Source organism: Chryseobacterium caseinilyticum, from assembly GCF_014837145.1.
Lineage (GTDB): Bacteria > Bacteroidota > Bacteroidia > Flavobacteriales > Weeksellaceae > Chryseobacterium > Chryseobacterium caseinilyticum.
In genome coordinates this window covers 641,181-656,013 of record NZ_JACYFS010000001.1, presented here as the reverse complement: position 1 = coordinate 656,013, position 14,833 = coordinate 641,181, and the positions used below count along the sequence as shown (strand labels likewise).

Here is a 14,833-nt window from a genome sequence, read left to right as displayed (position 1 = left end):
TTTGCAAAGTCTGATTCAAAATAAATATCTTTGCAGTCTAAAAATTTAAAAATGCGTATTTCACTCCTCTGCATCGGTAAAACGGATGATAAAGAAATCAACTCTCTTATTCAGTATTACCTAACCCGGTTTCCGAGACACTGGAATTTTGAAATAAATGAAATTCCCGACGTGAGAAACGCAAAAAATTTAACGCCGGAACTTTTAAAAAAGGAGGAATCTAAATTATTTTTAAATCAAATCGATAAAACTGATCTGGTTATACTTTTAGACGAAAAAGGTAAGCAGTTTACCAGCCGTGAGTTTGCTCAGAAAATAGATGTCTGGATGAATTCTTCGGTAAAAAAAATACATATTCTGATCGGCGGAGCTTATGGTTTCTCAGATGAAATCTACAGCAGAGCCAACGAAAAAATGTCACTATCTAAAATGACTTTTACTCATCAAATGATCCGTCTTTTCATTGTGGAACAGATTTACCGTGCAGATCAGATTCTTCAGGGGAAACCTTATCACAACGATTGAATTAAACTTTCAGGTTGATCTGTCTTTTAGCTTCTCCCACCACGAATGCAACAGAATTGGCAATATTAAAACTTCGTATAAGCTTAGACATCGGAATGGTTAAATGATTTTCAAAACGGTCTAAAACATCTTTGTCCAAACCCTTACTTTCTTTCCCGAAAACAAGCCAGTCACCATCCTGAAAATCTATTTCAAGATAAGATTTTTCAGCATGGGAACTCATCAGAAATACTCTGGACAGATCCGGGATATTTTTCATCCACTCATCAACATTTTCGTATTCGGCAACGTCAAGATGCACCCAGTAATCGAGGCCCGAACGTTTGAGATTTTTATCATCGATCAGAAATCCCAACGGATGAATAAGGTGTAATCTGCTTTCGGTTCCTACGCAAAGTCTTCCGATATTTCCTGTATTGTTGGGTATTTCAGGTTCTACGAGAACGATATTTAACATGAATGGATAAAATTTTTGAAAATAAATCAGAGTTTTACTGAGTTTTTTTGATGCATTTTACTGCGTAGTCAGGCAGAAGAGATTTCTCGTGCCCCAGTGCTATGGCTTTGTCTAAATTGTCGCAGGCTTCTTTTGGTTTTGCTGTTTCAAATAAAATCGCAGCTTTTGTGACGTAGGACTGAGAAAATTTTGAATCTATTGAAATCGATTTGTTGACGTCTGTCAAAGCTTCTTTGTATTTTTTCATCTGAACATAGACCTCTGCCCTTCCGTTGTATAAAAGAGATTCCGGTCGTTCAGCAAGAAGTTTATTGTAGTCGGCAAGCGAACCTTCAAGATCTCCCGACCGTCTTTTTAAAGTGGCTAAGCCTGTCTTTGCAAATAAATTGTCCGGTGCAAAAGTAAGAATGTAATTGAGGTCTTTCAGGGCAAGATCTTTTTTGCCCATATTGTCATACACTTTTGACCTCAAAAGGTAAAGATTGGCATTCTGCTCCTCCACTTTAAGTCCGGAATTGATGTACTCCAACGCTTTCGGTCGGCTGCCTTTGGTGTTGTGAAGTGCGGCAAGGTTTTCATACACAGAGACTGAAAGAGGATTGGTAATTAAAGCAGATTCGAAAGATTTGAATGCTGCGGATGTTTTCCCTAATCTTCGCTGTGCCGTCCCCAGCTGAACGTAATAATCTGATTTAAATTTCTGTATCAGTTCTTTATCTGCAAGAATCTGATATTGTTTTTCTGCACATACATAATCATTTTTGCGCATACATTCTTCTGCCAGTTTTTTATCCTGAGCATCGATGCAGGTCATTGAAAATAATGCTGCACCTAAAAAAAATAGTTTTGTCTTCATTGAGATATGGTTTGTCTGTTGATCACTTTTTTTGCGAGTAAAGCAAATATCACTCCCACCAAAGATCCTGCAAACGCCCCAACCAAAATATCTCCCGGGAAATGTACGCCTAAATAAATTCTGCTGTATGATACGACTGCTGCCCAAAAGAAAACGAAATAGGGCAGCCATTTGATTTTTTTTCCTAATAAAACACTCAGATAAGATGCTAAAAAGAAGGTGTTGGATGCATGTGCAGAATAAAATCCGTGCTCTCCGCCACATTTTACAATTCTCATTAAGCCCTGTAAAGATGGGTCATGACAAGGTCTCAGTCTTTGAATGCCGTGTTTGAAAACACCAGCCATCTGATCTGAAACCGTAGTTCCCAAGGCTACAAAAATGAGTATGAATATGAAAGATTTAAGTTTGAAATTTTTGTAAAGAAAATAACAGAAAATCGCGTAAAGCGGTATCCAGATAAAGGTTTTGGAAATCAAAATCCAGAACTGGTCAAAAGGCTGACTTCCGAGCGTATTCAGATATAGAAATATCTCTTTGTCTTCTAAAACAATCTCTTCCATTATCTGCTTACAGGCCCTTCGTAAGTATCATCTTCAGAAGGTTTTATTACAGGTTTATCGTCAGTGAGCTCTTTCGGTGATGTGCTGTTGAAATCATCATCCATATTGTTCAGAGGATTATATTCTTTGGCGGCATCTTTAATTTTATCAATTTCTTTCTTGATGTCTGAAACAGGATTATCAGCCTCTTTCATAATTTCTGTTTTGATGTCATCTACTGCACCACGCATTTTTCTTACGCCTGCACCCAGATCACGGGCGATAGACGGAAGCTTATCCGGTCCGAATAAAACCACGATGGCCAGAACGATGAGAGCCATTTCTCCAAAACTTAATTCCATTCTGTAAAAATACAAAAGATTCAATATAAATCTTCAGTTTAGATTTAAATTTAAATATTTTTTAAGATTTCTTCTTTTCGAATGCATACCAGGTAATGACCACGCTCACAGTCATCATGATAAACGCCAGAAAAAACGGAGCTCCCGGAAATCTGAATGCCGCATTTTTTTCGCTGAAATGATAGAAAAGATTGGTCATCAACGGCGGACCGATCGCTGCTGTAACGCTCATCAAACCTGTTAAAGCACCCTGAAGTTCGCCCTGTTCATTGGCTGCAACATTTTTTGAAATGACAGACTGTAAGGCCGGACCGCAAATTCCACCGAGACAGTAAGGAACTAAAATAACAAACATCATCCAACCCTCGGTTGCGAAAGAAAAAAGAAGCATTCCGAAAGCATACAGCGCGAGACCGATGTAAATACTTTTGTATTCGCCTAATTTTGGGGTGGTGTACCGTATTAAAACGCCCTGCACCAGAGCAATCAGAATTCCTACAACTCCCAGAGAAATTCCTACAGTCAGCTCATCCCATTTAAACTCGCTCATCGTAAAATAATTCCAGTTGGTCTGTACCGCGTGACCTGCGATATAAATCAAAAAAAGACTTACTACCAAACCGGAGAGTTCAGGATGTTTAAACAAAAATCTGAATGAGCCAATGGGATTTGCCCGCTTCCAGTCAAATGCGCGTCTCTGGCCTTTTGGAAGACTTTCAGGAAGAATAAAATATCCGTAAAGAAAATTGATGAGACATAAAACGGCAGCTGCGTAAAACGGAACTCTCGGTCCGAAATAACCTAACACACCACCTAACAGCGGTCCGATAATAAAACCAAGACCAAAGGCAGCACCAATCATCCCGAAGTTTTTTGCACGGTCTTCATCTGTGGAAATATCGGCAATATAAGCACTGGCTGTGGTAAAACTTGCTCCTGTAATTCCGGCAATCACCCTTCCGACAAACAGAAGCCAGATATTGGGTGCTAATGCAAGGAAAATATAATCGACGGCAAAACCAAACAAAGAAATCAGAATTATTGGTCTGCGTCCGTATTTATCACTGAGGTTTCCGATCACCGGTGAAAAGATGAATTGTGTAAATGCATACGCGAAGCCAAGCCAACCGCCATATTTTGCAGCTTCATTTACACTTCCGTGGATGAGTTCTTCAATGAGTTTCGGTATCACAGGGATAATAATTCCGAGACCGATAACATCTATCAGAAGTGTGATAAAGATAAAGCCGATGGCTGCGCTTTTCCTTGATTTTTCCATAGGTGCAAAATTAATGAAAACTGAAAAGGTGTAGAGTTTTTATTTTTCATTTAGATTTAATTTAAATAAAAAACTGATTAGATGCTCAGTGTTACACTGCGGAATTTTAACACAGAGAGCACAAAGATTTAAAAACTACCGACTGTTTCGCTTCCGTTTTTAAGTTTCACAATGGCGTTAAAACTTAATAATTCCACAAAGTTTTTAATGAAGATACTATTCAAAAAAAAAGGACTGCCTTAAAAAGACAGTCCAAATAACTTAATTGTAGTTAAATTTATTTTGAAGTCAATACTTCTTTATCAGAAGTAGATTTTCCTTTTACATCTTCTTCCTTACCTGTTTTCAGGAAGTCGTAAGCGATTGCTGATGCAATGAATACTGATGAGTAAGCACCGAAACCGATACCGATCAACAAGGCAAACATGAATCCTTTAAGGTTATCTCCACCAAAGATGAAGATCGCAAGAATTACCAATAATACAGTGAAAGTTGTGTTGAACGTTCTACCTAAAGTACTTGAGATAGAGTCATCAAACAAACCTGCCAATGTAACTGATTTTTTCTCTCTTAAATATTCCCTGATTCTGTCGAAGATAATTACCGTATCGTTGATTGAATAACCCAATACTGTAAGAATCGCTGCAACAAAATCCTGATTGATTTCCATGTTGAAAGGCATAATATTGTGAAGCAATGAATACGCTCCCAAAATAATTACCGCATCGTGGAAAAGGGCAACAACTGCTCCCAAAGAGAACTGCCACTTTCTGAATCTGATTAGAATATAAATAAAGATACCTGCCAATGCAGCAACTACTGCTAAAATACCATGTGTTTTGATATCGTCAGCTACTGTAGGACCTACTTTTTCTGATGAAACAATTCCGGCGTGATCTTTATCTGCAGATTTGAATTCTTCTAAAGTAAGGTTAGCAGGAAGATTTGCTTTTAAACCTTCATATAATTTGTTTTCCACAGTCTGGTCTGCTTTCAGAGATTCGTCTTCGAAAAGATAATCTGTAGAAATTTTCAACTGTCTGTCGTTACCGAAAGTTTTTGCTTCAACAGAAGAATTTTTTCCGTCTTCAGTTTTGAAAAGTTTCACTAAACTTTCTTCTGCATCTTCTGCGCTTACATTTTTATCAAATCTTACCACATAATTTCTACCTCCAGTAAAGTCGATTCCGTATTTAAAACCGTTGGTAAAGATTGAAACTAAGCTGACAATTGTTAAAATAACTGAAACTGAATAAGCAATTTTTCTCTTTCCAATAAAGTCAATCCACGTATTTCTGAATAGATTTTTTGTAGGAGCCGTCCAAACTGAAAGTCCTTTTCCTTTTTCAAGTCTTGAGAAAATCATTACTCTTGATAATGCTACCGAAGTAAACAAAGTCATGATGATACCAATACCTAAAGTGATCGCAAATCCTTTGATAGGACCTGTTCCGAAGAAGAATAAAACAGCTGCCGTAAGTAAAGTGGTAAGGTGACCATCAATAATTGCGTTTAATGCATGTTTAAATCCGTCTTTATAAGCCTGAAGAATACCTTTTCCTGCGAAAAGCTCTTCTTTCGTTCTTTCATAAATAATTACGTTTGTATCTACAGCCATCGCCATAGTAAGTACCATACCTGCGATACCTGGAAGCGTTAACGTGAAGTCACCGGAATCCATAATTCCAAAGATGTAGAACAAGTTGATGATCATCGCGATAACCGCATAAACACCAGCTCCACCGTAATAGAAAATAATATAAACGATGATAATAAGGAATGCAATTCCAAAAGACATCATCCCCGCATCAATAGATTCCTGACCCAATGAAGGACCAACTACCGTATCCTGAACCACTTTCGCACCTGCAGGAAGTTTACCTGCTCCCAAAACGTCAACCAATTCTTTGGCTTCTTCCTGAGAGAAGTTTCCTGAGATCTGAGTTCTACCGTTTGGAATAGCATTTACAACATTTGGTGCTGTATACACATTTCCGTCAAGCGTTACTGCTACCGGTCTTCCAACGTTTTTCTCGGTTAAAGTTTTCCATTCTTTAGCACCTTTAGAATCCATCTGCATATCTACTACTACTCTTCCAAGATCATCGTAGCTGATTTTTGCTGTTTCCACTGCTCCGTCTACCGGTGCTTTCTGGTTGATATTTCCTCTGATAGCGTACAGCACAAGATCATCCGGAGATGTAGCTTCAGGCTTATAACCCCAAAGGAACTGAGTATATTTAAGGTTGGCAGGTCTTAAAGACTGCGCCACTTTGCTTCTTAAAATTTTGTTAACAGTCGCAGTATCAGAAATTTTGATGTTTCCTACTCCGTTAGACTGAAGTTTTTCGAACTGTAAAAGTTTCATTAAATCGGTCTTCTTAGAAATTCCGATAGAATCACCTTTAGCAGAGATCATTGTGCTTAATGACTGGAAATAAGGAACAACTTCCTGAGCCTGCTGCACTTCCCAAAACTGAAGCTTTGCAGAAGTCTGAAGCATCTTCTTCACCTTATCTCTGTCTTTCATACCTGGCATTTCAACAGAAATTCTGGCTGTACCAGGCACTCTCTGAACGTTTGGCTGAATAGCTCCTACTTTGTCAATTCTTGTTCTGATTACTTCAAAAGCTGCATCTACAGATAGATCTATTCTCTTTTTAATAATGCTTTTTACCTGATCGTCAGTAGTATTGTGTTTGATTTCCTGAAGATTGGTATTTCCGAAAATTTCAGAATCTGCTAATTTAAGATTTGCACCTTTAGCTTTGTTTACTGCATCAAACTGATCAAAAAAGTTATCGATGTAAGACTTAGTAGAGTTTTTCTGTGCTTCATCTGTCTTGTTTAAAGCTTCGATAAGCACAGGATTTGTGGAATAATTGGTTAAATCATTTACCAAATCTCTCTGGTTGATTTCCAAAAGAACGTTGATCCCACCTTTAAGGTCGAGACCCAGTTTCATTTCCTTGTCTTTTGCTTTAGCATACGTAAGCTCTGTGTAACCAAGATTCAGAGTCTGCTCTTTGATCCTCTTGATTTCCTTCTCGTTCCCATTCGCAGCTTCGATCTGCGATTCAATTTTACTGGCGTACCAGGTTGGTATTAGCTCATTTAAGCAAATCAACCCGAGGACAATAGCAATAATTGTAATAAGTCCTTTTCCTTGCATTTTATTGTAACTACGTTAAATTAAGTCGGCAAATATAACAATTTAATTGTATTTTTTTTGACTTTTTAACAATAGAAATCGTTTATTTTCAGATAAAACCGAGGTGAAATGAGAGTTTTCAAAATACTTTCTATAATCTTTGCTATATATAATTCAATTGGTACAGATTTTTCATCAATCATTTAACACACTAAAATCCAAATTATTATGAAAAATCTACTTTTTGCGGCGGGCATTATTTGTTCGTCTCTTCTATCTGCACAAAGCATTAGCTTGCAGGAGTTTGCCACAGGTTTTACAGCACCTGTTGAGATTGTAAATGCCAACGACAGCCGACTTTTCGTCGTTCAGCAAAACGGAATAATCAAAATTCTTCAACCCAACGGAACCACCAATTCAACCAATTTCATTAATATCAGTTCCAAAGTCTTGTATGGCGGAGAGCGTGGTCTTTTAGGACTTGCTTTTCACCCTCAATATGCTACCAATGGCTACTTTTTTGTTTTTTACAATAATACTGCAGGAAATCTTACTGTTGCCAGATACACGGTAAGTTCAAATGCTGATGTTGCCGACGCTACCACAGAAAAAATCATCATCAGTATTCCGAAACCTTTTGATAATCACAATGGAGGAAGCATCCATTTCGCTCCGGACGGTAATCTTTGGGTAATAACCGGCGATGGCGGAAGTGGCGGAGACCCCAACAACAATGCTCAAAACAAAAATTCTCTTTTGGGGAAAATGTTGAGATTAGATATAAATTCCACTGGACCTTACAACATTCCTGCAGGAAATCCCTTCATTGGAATTGACGGATCAGACGAAATCTGGTCTTATGGATTAAGAAATGCCTGGAAGTTTTCATTTGATTTAACCACCGGAAAGGCAATGATTGCCGATGTTGGACAAGGCGTAATTGAAGAGATCAATTCGATGCCGATTACACAGGCCGGAATCAATTACGGGTGGAGATGTTACGAAGGAAATAACACCTACAATACCGGGGGATGCGACCCGATGAGCTCAATGACATTTCCGGTTGCAGTCTATGATCATTCAGGCGGAAAATGCTCAATAACCGGTGGATATGTTTACAGAGGAGCAGCCTATCCCGCATTACAAGGGAAATACTTTTTTGCAGATTACTGCTCTACACAAATCGGAATGCTGAATTCTGATAATTCTATCACATGGACGCCAGCTTTTACAGGAAATAATTTTTCAACATTCGGGCAGGATTCACAAAAAGAGCTTTACGTAGCTGCGGTAACCAGCGGAAAAATTTTTAAAATACAGTCGGGAACTTTAGCAACGGATGAAAGTATTTTATATAATGAAGGAATTAAAGTTTATCCGAATCCTGCATCAGAAAGGATATTTGTAAACGCCTATAACCTTCAGAATATGAGTGCCGAACTAATGAGCAGCGAAGGAATAAAAGTTTTGGAACAGAAAGTTATCGACCACGAAAATGGGATCGACATTTCAGGAATTCCTGCGGGAGTTTATTATTTAATCTTGAAAAATGGGGATTTGAAATCTCACAGTCAAAGAATCATCATTAAATAAAATCAATGTAAAAAGCGATTCTTTCGGGAATCGCTTTTTATTTATATCGTCATTGAAAAAATTCTTGTTTCAGGTTTGTTTCTCATCATTCTGAGATCAAAAACCATCGCAACATTTCTTGTGAAAGCACGGCCTTTCTCAGTTATTTTGACTCTGGTGTCGTATACTTCAACCAAACCGTCATTTTGCATTTCGGAAAGCATATGAAGAGAATTTTTTAGTTCTGGGAAAGAATTCGTGTAGGTAAATTCAGTTTCGAGCTGACACATTAAATTTAAAATATGACGCCTCACCGAAAGATCCTCCTGATTCAGAATATGACCTTTTACCACCGGAATTTCACCTTCTTCGACCATTTTCTGATACTCTTCCACTGTCTTTACATTCTGGGCAAAGGCATACCACGAATCTGAAATAGCAGACATCCCCAAACCAACCATCAAAAGGGTTTTGCTTGAAGTATAACCCATGAAGTTTCTGTGAAGCTTACCCTGTTTCATCGACTGATAGAGATCGTCGTGTTCCAGAGCAAAATGATCCATTCCAACTTCGATATAGCCTAAATCTTCAAGTAATTTTTTCCCATTTTCATACAGACGTCTTTTCTCATCACCGCTCGGAAGGTCATTTTCGTCAAAACCTCTCTGGCCCACACCTTTTATCCACGGCACATGTGCGTAGGAATAAAAAGCAAGTCTGTCCGGTTTCAGTTCCATTGTTTTACGGATGGTATTTTCCATCACTTCCCAGTTTTGATGCGGAAGACCGAACACCAAATCATGACTTATTCCACGATAACCAATTTCCCTTGCAAATTCTGTTACTTCTTTTACTTTTTCGTAGGACTGAATTCTATTGATGGCTTTTTGTACCTTCGGATCATAATCCTGAACACCAAAGCTCACTCTTCTGAAACCGAGATCGTACAAAGTCTGCAGATGCTCGCGTGTTGTATTATTCGGATGACCTTCAAAAGAAAACTCAGGATCTTCGGCAATCTCTACAGTTTCAAATATACCCTGAAGCATCGTTTTCAGATTTGCCGGAGAAAAAAATGTAGGAGTTCCGCCACCCAGGTGAAGTTCTTTAAGCTTTGGTTTTTCACTGAAAAGTTTTAAATACAAATTCCATTCTTTTAAAACCGATTCCAGATAAGGAATTTCTACGCTGTGTTGCTTGGTAATTCTTTTGTGACAGGCACAAAATGTACATAAAGCCTCACAAAAAGGAAGGTGAATGTAAATGGAAATCCCCTCTTCAGAATTGGATTCGTTAAAAGATCTGATCACCGTTTCCTTATACGTTTCCGGCGAAAAACTGCTCTCATCCCAATAAGGAACGGTAGGATAAGAAGTATAACGGGGTCCGGGAATATTATATTTATCGACTAAAGAATTCATGTAAAAAAAATTTGCACACCTGTCATCAACACAGATATGCAAAATTACTCATTAATGCCGATATACAAAGAATGACAGTTGTTAGCCTTTCACCGAAATCTTATTTTGTAATCAGTCTAAATACTTCTTCGGCGAATTTTTCTCCCAAATCCAGATATCCTGCGCTGTTATAATGCCAGGTATCGCTGTATAGATATTTTTTTGTGGAACGAACAATGGCTGCTTTTTTATCAGTTTTTACAAATTTTTCTTGAGCTTCCTGAATGATTTCACCAAAAGCCCAAACTTTGCCATTTTCATTTTTCCCAGAGTCTGAAATTTTTCCAATCACAACAGGAATGTCATCTTTTCGCAACGAAGCGCGCATCAAATTCATAAGATTGTGAAGGTGGCCGTAATATTTTTCTGCAATCTCTCTGGAAAAACCTCCGTCACTTTCGCCTTGCATCCACAAAATTCCTGAAGGAACGATCTCATCTTTTTTACCATCTTTATCAATATCCGATTCTTCCAAAGCTAAACTCAGCGTTTTTAGAAAATGATCGTACTGATTGATTCCTTTCTTACCGTTGAAATCTGCGTCCCAACACCCAAAATTTCCTGCTGCAAGACTGTCGATGGAAGTCCCTTCCCTGGCATACTTTATCAGTGCGATTTTATCATTAGGAAAAAGTTCTTTTATTTGTCTGGCGAAAGTCAGCTCCAAACCAAAGCGGTATGAAAGTGTATTGTATTTGCCGTCAGATTTAAATCCCGTTCCGTGACCGGGTTTCAGGACTTCCCATTTTCCCAGACCTCCATTTATTTCACCATCGGGAACCGAATTTCCATGAAAAATATAAACGTCTTTGAAAGTTTTTAAATCTTTCGGTAAATCTTTATTGTAACCGAAACCGTTCATATTAGATTGGCCTGCCAAAACAAAAACCCTGATTTTTTGAGCCTGAAAAACAGTGGGAATTATTAAAAGAAGAAATATTTTGAGTTTGCCCATTGAATTTAATTGAATGAAAAGTTTAGCATTGATATCACTTTGCGAAAATCTGAAATGATTGTTTCTTTTGGATCGGATTTTTGTGAAAAAACAAAATTCTCCCGTTCACAATAATATCTTTTTAAATATTTAAAATTTAAGCTTCATCACAGAAATTTTATCTTTTCCTGCGAAAACAACTGTATTTTGATCTACCCATTTGCAGACAAAAAAACCTTTTTCATCTGAAATCTTCTTCCATGTTTTTCCGAAGTCTGATGAATATGAAATATGCTGATCACCAACGGAAATAATTTCTTTTCCTTTTGAATTGGGTTTAATTTTCACACAGGTGGTGTAGCCTACGTTGTTTCCTGAAGCCTGAATCTGCCAGGTTTTCCCTGCATCTGTGGAGGTCGCAATGTTGTTGATGTTTTCATTTTGTTTTGTGTAATCTCCTCCGACAGCGATGCCAAATTTATCTCCTGCAAAATCTATTGAGTAAATCCCCTGAGAAGAAATCCCCTGAACAAAAGGTGTTTCAAAGGCTTCCAGTTTATCATTTTTCAGATTTAATCTTAAAATTCTTGATGAATTTCCGCCTGTGGCTACCCAAATAAAATTTTCCCCACCCGAAATATTGGTATTGCTCGATGCAAAAGCCGCTTCGCCAGTCTTCATTTTTAAATGCGGATATTTTTTAGTCATAAATTTTCCTTTTATCATTTTGAAATCCATCAGCTTTAAATTTAAATCTTCCGAAGGATCTGAGAATGCAAAAAATTTATTTTTATGAAAATACAAAGCATCGTAAAATGCAGTTTTAGCTGTGTCTTTATAAACAACCTGATACTTCAGCGATTTTTTATCTACTTTAAAAAACTGAGCCGGACTTTCAATATTAATCGTGTAAAACGAATTCTGGTCTTGTGCTAAAGTCCGGAACTGAAGCTTTTTTTCTGAAAGGGTAATCTGCTTTTTATTCGCAGGATTTTTCAGATCTACAAAACCAAATTTAGACTCAGTTCCGCTGTACCAGACTTTTCCGTCGTGGAGTTCCAGCGCTCTGATGCTAATCTGATCGGTTAATATGTTTTCAAAACTTTCGATTTTCTGAGCAAATGAGAACAGAGAAACCGTGAGGAACGTGGTGGTAATTAATTTTTTCATAATACTCAAATTTAGTCAAAAAAAAATTCCGCACGAGGCGGAATTTAAAATTTATTCTTTATTGTCTATGTTGATATCAACATCTTCCAAAGGCTTCTGTTCTGCCTTGAAAGTTTCACCATAACCGCCGTTCTGCAGTTTTGAATTTCTTTTACTGTAAAGGAAGTAAATAATAAAACCAATAATCAACCATCCGAAAGAATACATCTGAGCTTCTTTGCTCAGGTTAAAAATCAGGTAAACATTGATGGCTATTCCCAAACATGCAATTACTGGCAAAGCAGGAACCTTGAAACTTCTTACCATATTCGGTTCTTTCACTCTCAAAACCCATACCGCTACACAAACCATTGTGAAAGCGAATAAAGTTCCGAAGCTCGTCATGTGCGCCAAATCGTTGATTGGAGTAAGTGATGCAACAATTGCAATCACAGTTCCCAAAATCATTAAATTTTTTCTAGGCACTCCTGATGTCGGATTTACTTTAGAAAAAGTAGCCGGGATAAGACCGTCCTTAGACATTCCAAGAAAAATTCTTGACTGTCCCATGATCATTACCATCAATACAGAAATCAAACCTACCGTAGCAGCGATGGTGATGATGTAACCAGCCCATGCCTGCCCAGCAATATCGAATGCATAAGCCACAGGTGCTTTAATCGCATCAGGATATTTACCTAAAGGATTGAAATCTGAGTAATGCATCATTCCCGTAAGAACAAGTGATACCAAAATATATAAAACAGTACAGATAATCAGTGAAGTGATAATCGCAAACGGTACATCTTTTTTAGGATTAATCGCTTCCCCGGCCTGCGTAGAAACTGCATCAAATCCAACGTATGCAAAGAAAATTGCAGATGCTCCCGCCACAATTCCGGCAACGCCGTAGGCATTATGGGTAACTCCGTTTTCAGTGATGGTCGTAGCATCAGGAATAAATGGTGTCCAGTTTTCAACATTAATGAAAAACAATCCGGCTATTATTACAAAGATGATTGCAGAAACCTTTAGAATTACAATAAAGTTGTTTGCTTTTGCAGCTCCTTTTGTTCCTCTCAATAGAATCCAGATTACAAACAGAACGATTGCTAAAGCCGGAAGATTTAAGAAAAGTTTAAAATTTGCAATCTCTGGTGCAGCGTTGAAATTAGCTATCGTTTCCTTAAACCCTAATAACTTGTCTGCAGGCAGTTTTCCTTCCGCAATCTGTTTTGTAGCTTCACCAAATGCTTTGTGAGCAGTTCCGGGATCGGTAGTCATCCAGTATGGCAAATGAAGGCCAAACATTTTCAGTAATTTTCCGAAATATCCTGACCATGATACTGCTACTGTCATAGATCCCATGGCATATTCGAGGATCAGTCCCCAGCCGATGATCCATGCAAAAATTTCTCCTACAGTTCCGTAAGCATAAGCGTAAGCAGAACCTTCAACAGGAAGAATAGATGCGAATTCCGCGTAACATAAAGCAGCAAAAACGCAGGCAATACCTGCAATAACGAACGATAGTGCTAAGGCTGGTCCGGCATTGTAGTAAGCACCGGTACCTGTAAGTACGAAAATACCTCCTCCGATAATAGCTCCGATTCCGATTGCAGTAAGGCTCCATTTCCCCAAGACACGCTTGAGCTCGCTCTTCTGAATATCAGCTTCATAAGCACTCATTGGCTTTTTAGCCCAAATTTTAGACATATAATTTAATTTAATTAAAGATTTACGAAAGTATAAAAAATTTAGAGAAATTAACGTTTGTTGCTAATTTTTAGAACAAAAACTTTAATTATCAACCATAAAAAATTGATTTTCACACGTTTTAAAATTATTTCAACGGATAATTTTTTTGCGTATTTTTGAAGCGATGAATTTCTACGATCTCTTTCTAAAACCTTATGAGACCTACACTTACGGACAGATTGTATTGGAATCTATTGCCTGTATTTTAGGAATTGTGAGTGTCTACCTATCGGTTAAAAAAAATATATGGCTCTACCCTACGGGAATTATCTCCACAGTCATTTACGTCTACATTCTTTTTAATTTTGGTCTCTTGGGCGACTGCATGATCAATGTTTATTATACGGTAATGAGTGTTTACGGGTGGATTTTATGGTCTAAAAATTCGGATGACCATATCCACGTAGATGTTCAGAAGGCTACAAAAAGAGATTGGTTGTATAGCGTTATTCTGTTTGTTGTGAGTATGTTGCTGGTTACAGCTGTTTATTATTACAAACCTTTAATAGATAATAATTTCTCTTCTGACGGAATACGTTTTGGTCTTTACCATCTTGACTGGGGCAACTGGCTTGACGTTATCACAACTTCAGTATTCCTTATCGGAATGTGGCTGATGGCAAAAAGACGCGTCGAAAGCTGGTATTTCTGGATTCTCGGAGATATCATCTGCATTCCGATGATGCTCTACAAGGAGCTGGGAATTACTTCGGTGCAATATTTGGTATTTACCTTCATGGCAATCAACGGACTGATTGCCTGGAATAAAAGTTTAAAACAGTAAAATT

13 protein-coding genes are annotated in these 14,833 nt (G+C 37.8%); 3 read left to right on the top strand and 10 right to left on the bottom strand.

Annotated features, from left to right (window positions below):
* Positions 1-51: 51 nt before the first annotated feature.
* Positions 52-525 carry a 23S rRNA (pseudouridine(1915)-N(3))-methyltransferase RlmH gene (locus IC610_RS03125; protein ID WP_191735193.1) on the top strand — a complete coding sequence of 158 codons (474 nt, stop codon included), beginning with the start codon at positions 52-54 and terminating at the stop codon, positions 523-525.
* Position 526: 1 nt separating this feature from the next.
* Here the strand turns inward: IC610_RS03125 and IC610_RS03120 are convergent, their stop codons facing one another.
* From IC610_RS03120 to secD, 6 genes are all read right to left on the bottom strand, one after another.
* The gene (locus IC610_RS03120) at positions 527-982 is read right to left on the bottom strand and encodes a tRNA (cytidine(34)-2'-O)-methyltransferase (RefSeq protein ID WP_191735192.1); all 456 of its coding nucleotides are present in this window, start codon (positions 980-982) and stop codon (positions 527-529) included.
* Between the two features lie 34 nt (positions 983-1,016).
* Positions 1,017-1,838: a tetratricopeptide repeat protein gene (locus IC610_RS03115; protein WP_191735191.1), complete on the bottom strand. Its 822-nt coding sequence runs from the start codon at positions 1,836-1,838 to the stop codon at positions 1,017-1,019.
* A complete protein-coding gene (locus IC610_RS03110; RefSeq protein ID WP_191735190.1) occupies positions 1,835-2,401 on the bottom strand; it encodes a phosphatase PAP2 family protein in 567 nt (188 codons plus the stop codon). The genes IC610_RS03115 and IC610_RS03110 overlap by 4 nt, the downstream gene beginning before the upstream one ends.
* Entirely contained in the window at positions 2,401-2,742 is a 342-nt protein-coding gene (locus IC610_RS03105; protein WP_191735189.1) for a Sec-independent protein translocase subunit TatA/TatB, read from the bottom strand. Before IC610_RS03105 ends, IC610_RS03110 begins: the two co-directional genes overlap by 1 nt.
* A gap of 61 nt (positions 2,743-2,803) precedes the next feature.
* Positions 2,804-4,021, bottom strand: a complete 1,218-nt coding sequence (locus tag IC610_RS03100; protein WP_191735188.1) for a TCR/Tet family MFS transporter — start codon at positions 4,019-4,021, stop codon at positions 2,804-2,806.
* A gap of 277 nt (positions 4,022-4,298) precedes the next feature.
* Positions 4,299-7,193 (bottom strand): protein translocase subunit SecD, encoded by a 2,895-nt coding sequence (gene secD / locus IC610_RS03095; protein WP_191735187.1) that lies wholly within the window; start codon positions 7,191-7,193, stop codon positions 4,299-4,301.
* 207 nt (positions 7,194-7,400) lie between these two features.
* Here secD and IC610_RS03090 point away from each other — a divergent pair, with 207 nt between their 5' ends.
* Complete coding sequence (locus IC610_RS03090; protein ID WP_191735186.1) at positions 7,401-8,765, top strand: PQQ-dependent sugar dehydrogenase; 1,365 nt, start codon at positions 7,401-7,403, stop codon at positions 8,763-8,765.
* A 41-nt stretch (positions 8,766-8,806) separates the two neighbouring features.
* Here IC610_RS03090 and hemN read toward each other — a convergent pair whose 3' ends face one another.
* The 4 genes from hemN to IC610_RS03070 form a co-directional block, all read right to left on the bottom strand.
* Positions 8,807-10,165 carry an oxygen-independent coproporphyrinogen III oxidase gene (gene hemN, locus IC610_RS03085; protein WP_191735185.1) on the bottom strand — a complete coding sequence of 453 codons (1,359 nt, stop codon included), beginning with the start codon at positions 10,163-10,165 and terminating at the stop codon, positions 8,807-8,809.
* Positions 10,166-10,265: 100 nt separating this feature from the next.
* Entirely contained in the window at positions 10,266-11,159 is an 894-nt protein-coding gene (locus IC610_RS03080; protein ID WP_194698880.1) for a sialate O-acetylesterase, read from the bottom strand.
* A 129-nt stretch (positions 11,160-11,288) separates the two neighbouring features.
* Positions 11,289-12,308 carry a WD40/YVTN/BNR-like repeat-containing protein gene (locus tag IC610_RS03075; protein WP_191735184.1) on the bottom strand — a complete coding sequence of 340 codons (1,020 nt, stop codon included), beginning with the start codon at positions 12,306-12,308 and terminating at the stop codon, positions 11,289-11,291.
* Between the two features lie 51 nt (positions 12,309-12,359).
* A complete protein-coding gene (locus IC610_RS03070) occupies positions 12,360-14,003 on the bottom strand; it encodes an APC family permease (RefSeq protein ID WP_191735183.1) in 1,644 nt (547 codons plus the stop codon).
* Positions 14,004-14,169: 166 nt separating this feature from the next.
* On the opposite strand from IC610_RS03070, the gene pnuC reads away from it, so the two are divergent.
* Positions 14,170-14,829, top strand: a complete 660-nt coding sequence (gene pnuC, locus IC610_RS03065) for a nicotinamide riboside transporter PnuC (RefSeq protein WP_191736191.1) — start codon at positions 14,170-14,172, stop codon at positions 14,827-14,829.
* The last annotated feature ends 4 nt before the right edge of the window (positions 14,830-14,833 follow it).

Coding starts and splice junctions, on each gene's coding strand:
- IC610_RS03125 (WP_191735193.1), top strand. CDS start 52: ATGCGTATTTCACTCCTCTGCATCGGTAAAACGGATGATAAAGAAATC.
- IC610_RS03120 (WP_191735192.1), bottom strand. CDS start 982: ATGTTAAATATCGTTCTCGTAGAACCTGAAATACCCAACAATACAGGA.
- IC610_RS03115 (WP_191735191.1), bottom strand. CDS start 1,838: ATGAAGACAAAACTATTTTTTTTAGGTGCAGCATTATTTTCAATGACC.
- IC610_RS03110 (WP_191735190.1), bottom strand. CDS start 2,401: ATGGAAGAGATTGTTTTAGAAGACAAAGAGATATTTCTATATCTGAAT.
- IC610_RS03105 (WP_191735189.1), bottom strand. CDS start 2,742: ATGGAATTAAGTTTTGGAGAAATGGCTCTCATCGTTCTGGCCATCGTG.
- IC610_RS03100 (WP_191735188.1), bottom strand. CDS start 4,021: ATGGAAAAATCAAGGAAAAGCGCAGCCATCGGCTTTATCTTTATCACA.
- secD (WP_191735187.1), bottom strand. CDS start 7,193: ATGCAAGGAAAAGGACTTATTACAATTATTGCTATTGTCCTCGGGTTG.
- IC610_RS03090 (WP_191735186.1), top strand. CDS start 7,401: ATGAAAAATCTACTTTTTGCGGCGGGCATTATTTGTTCGTCTCTTCTA.
- hemN (WP_191735185.1), bottom strand. CDS start 10,165: ATGAATTCTTTAGTCGATAAATATAATATTCCCGGACCCCGTTATACT.
- IC610_RS03080 (WP_194698880.1), bottom strand. CDS start 11,159: ATGGGCAAACTCAAAATATTTCTTCTTTTAATAATTCCCACTGTTTTT.
- IC610_RS03075 (WP_191735184.1), bottom strand. CDS start 12,308: ATGAAAAAATTAATTACCACCACGTTCCTCACGGTTTCTCTGTTCTCA.
- IC610_RS03070 (WP_191735183.1), bottom strand. CDS start 14,003: ATGTCTAAAATTTGGGCTAAAAAGCCAATGAGTGCTTATGAAGCTGAT.
- pnuC (WP_191736191.1), top strand. CDS start 14,170: ATGAATTTCTACGATCTCTTTCTAAAACCTTATGAGACCTACACTTAC.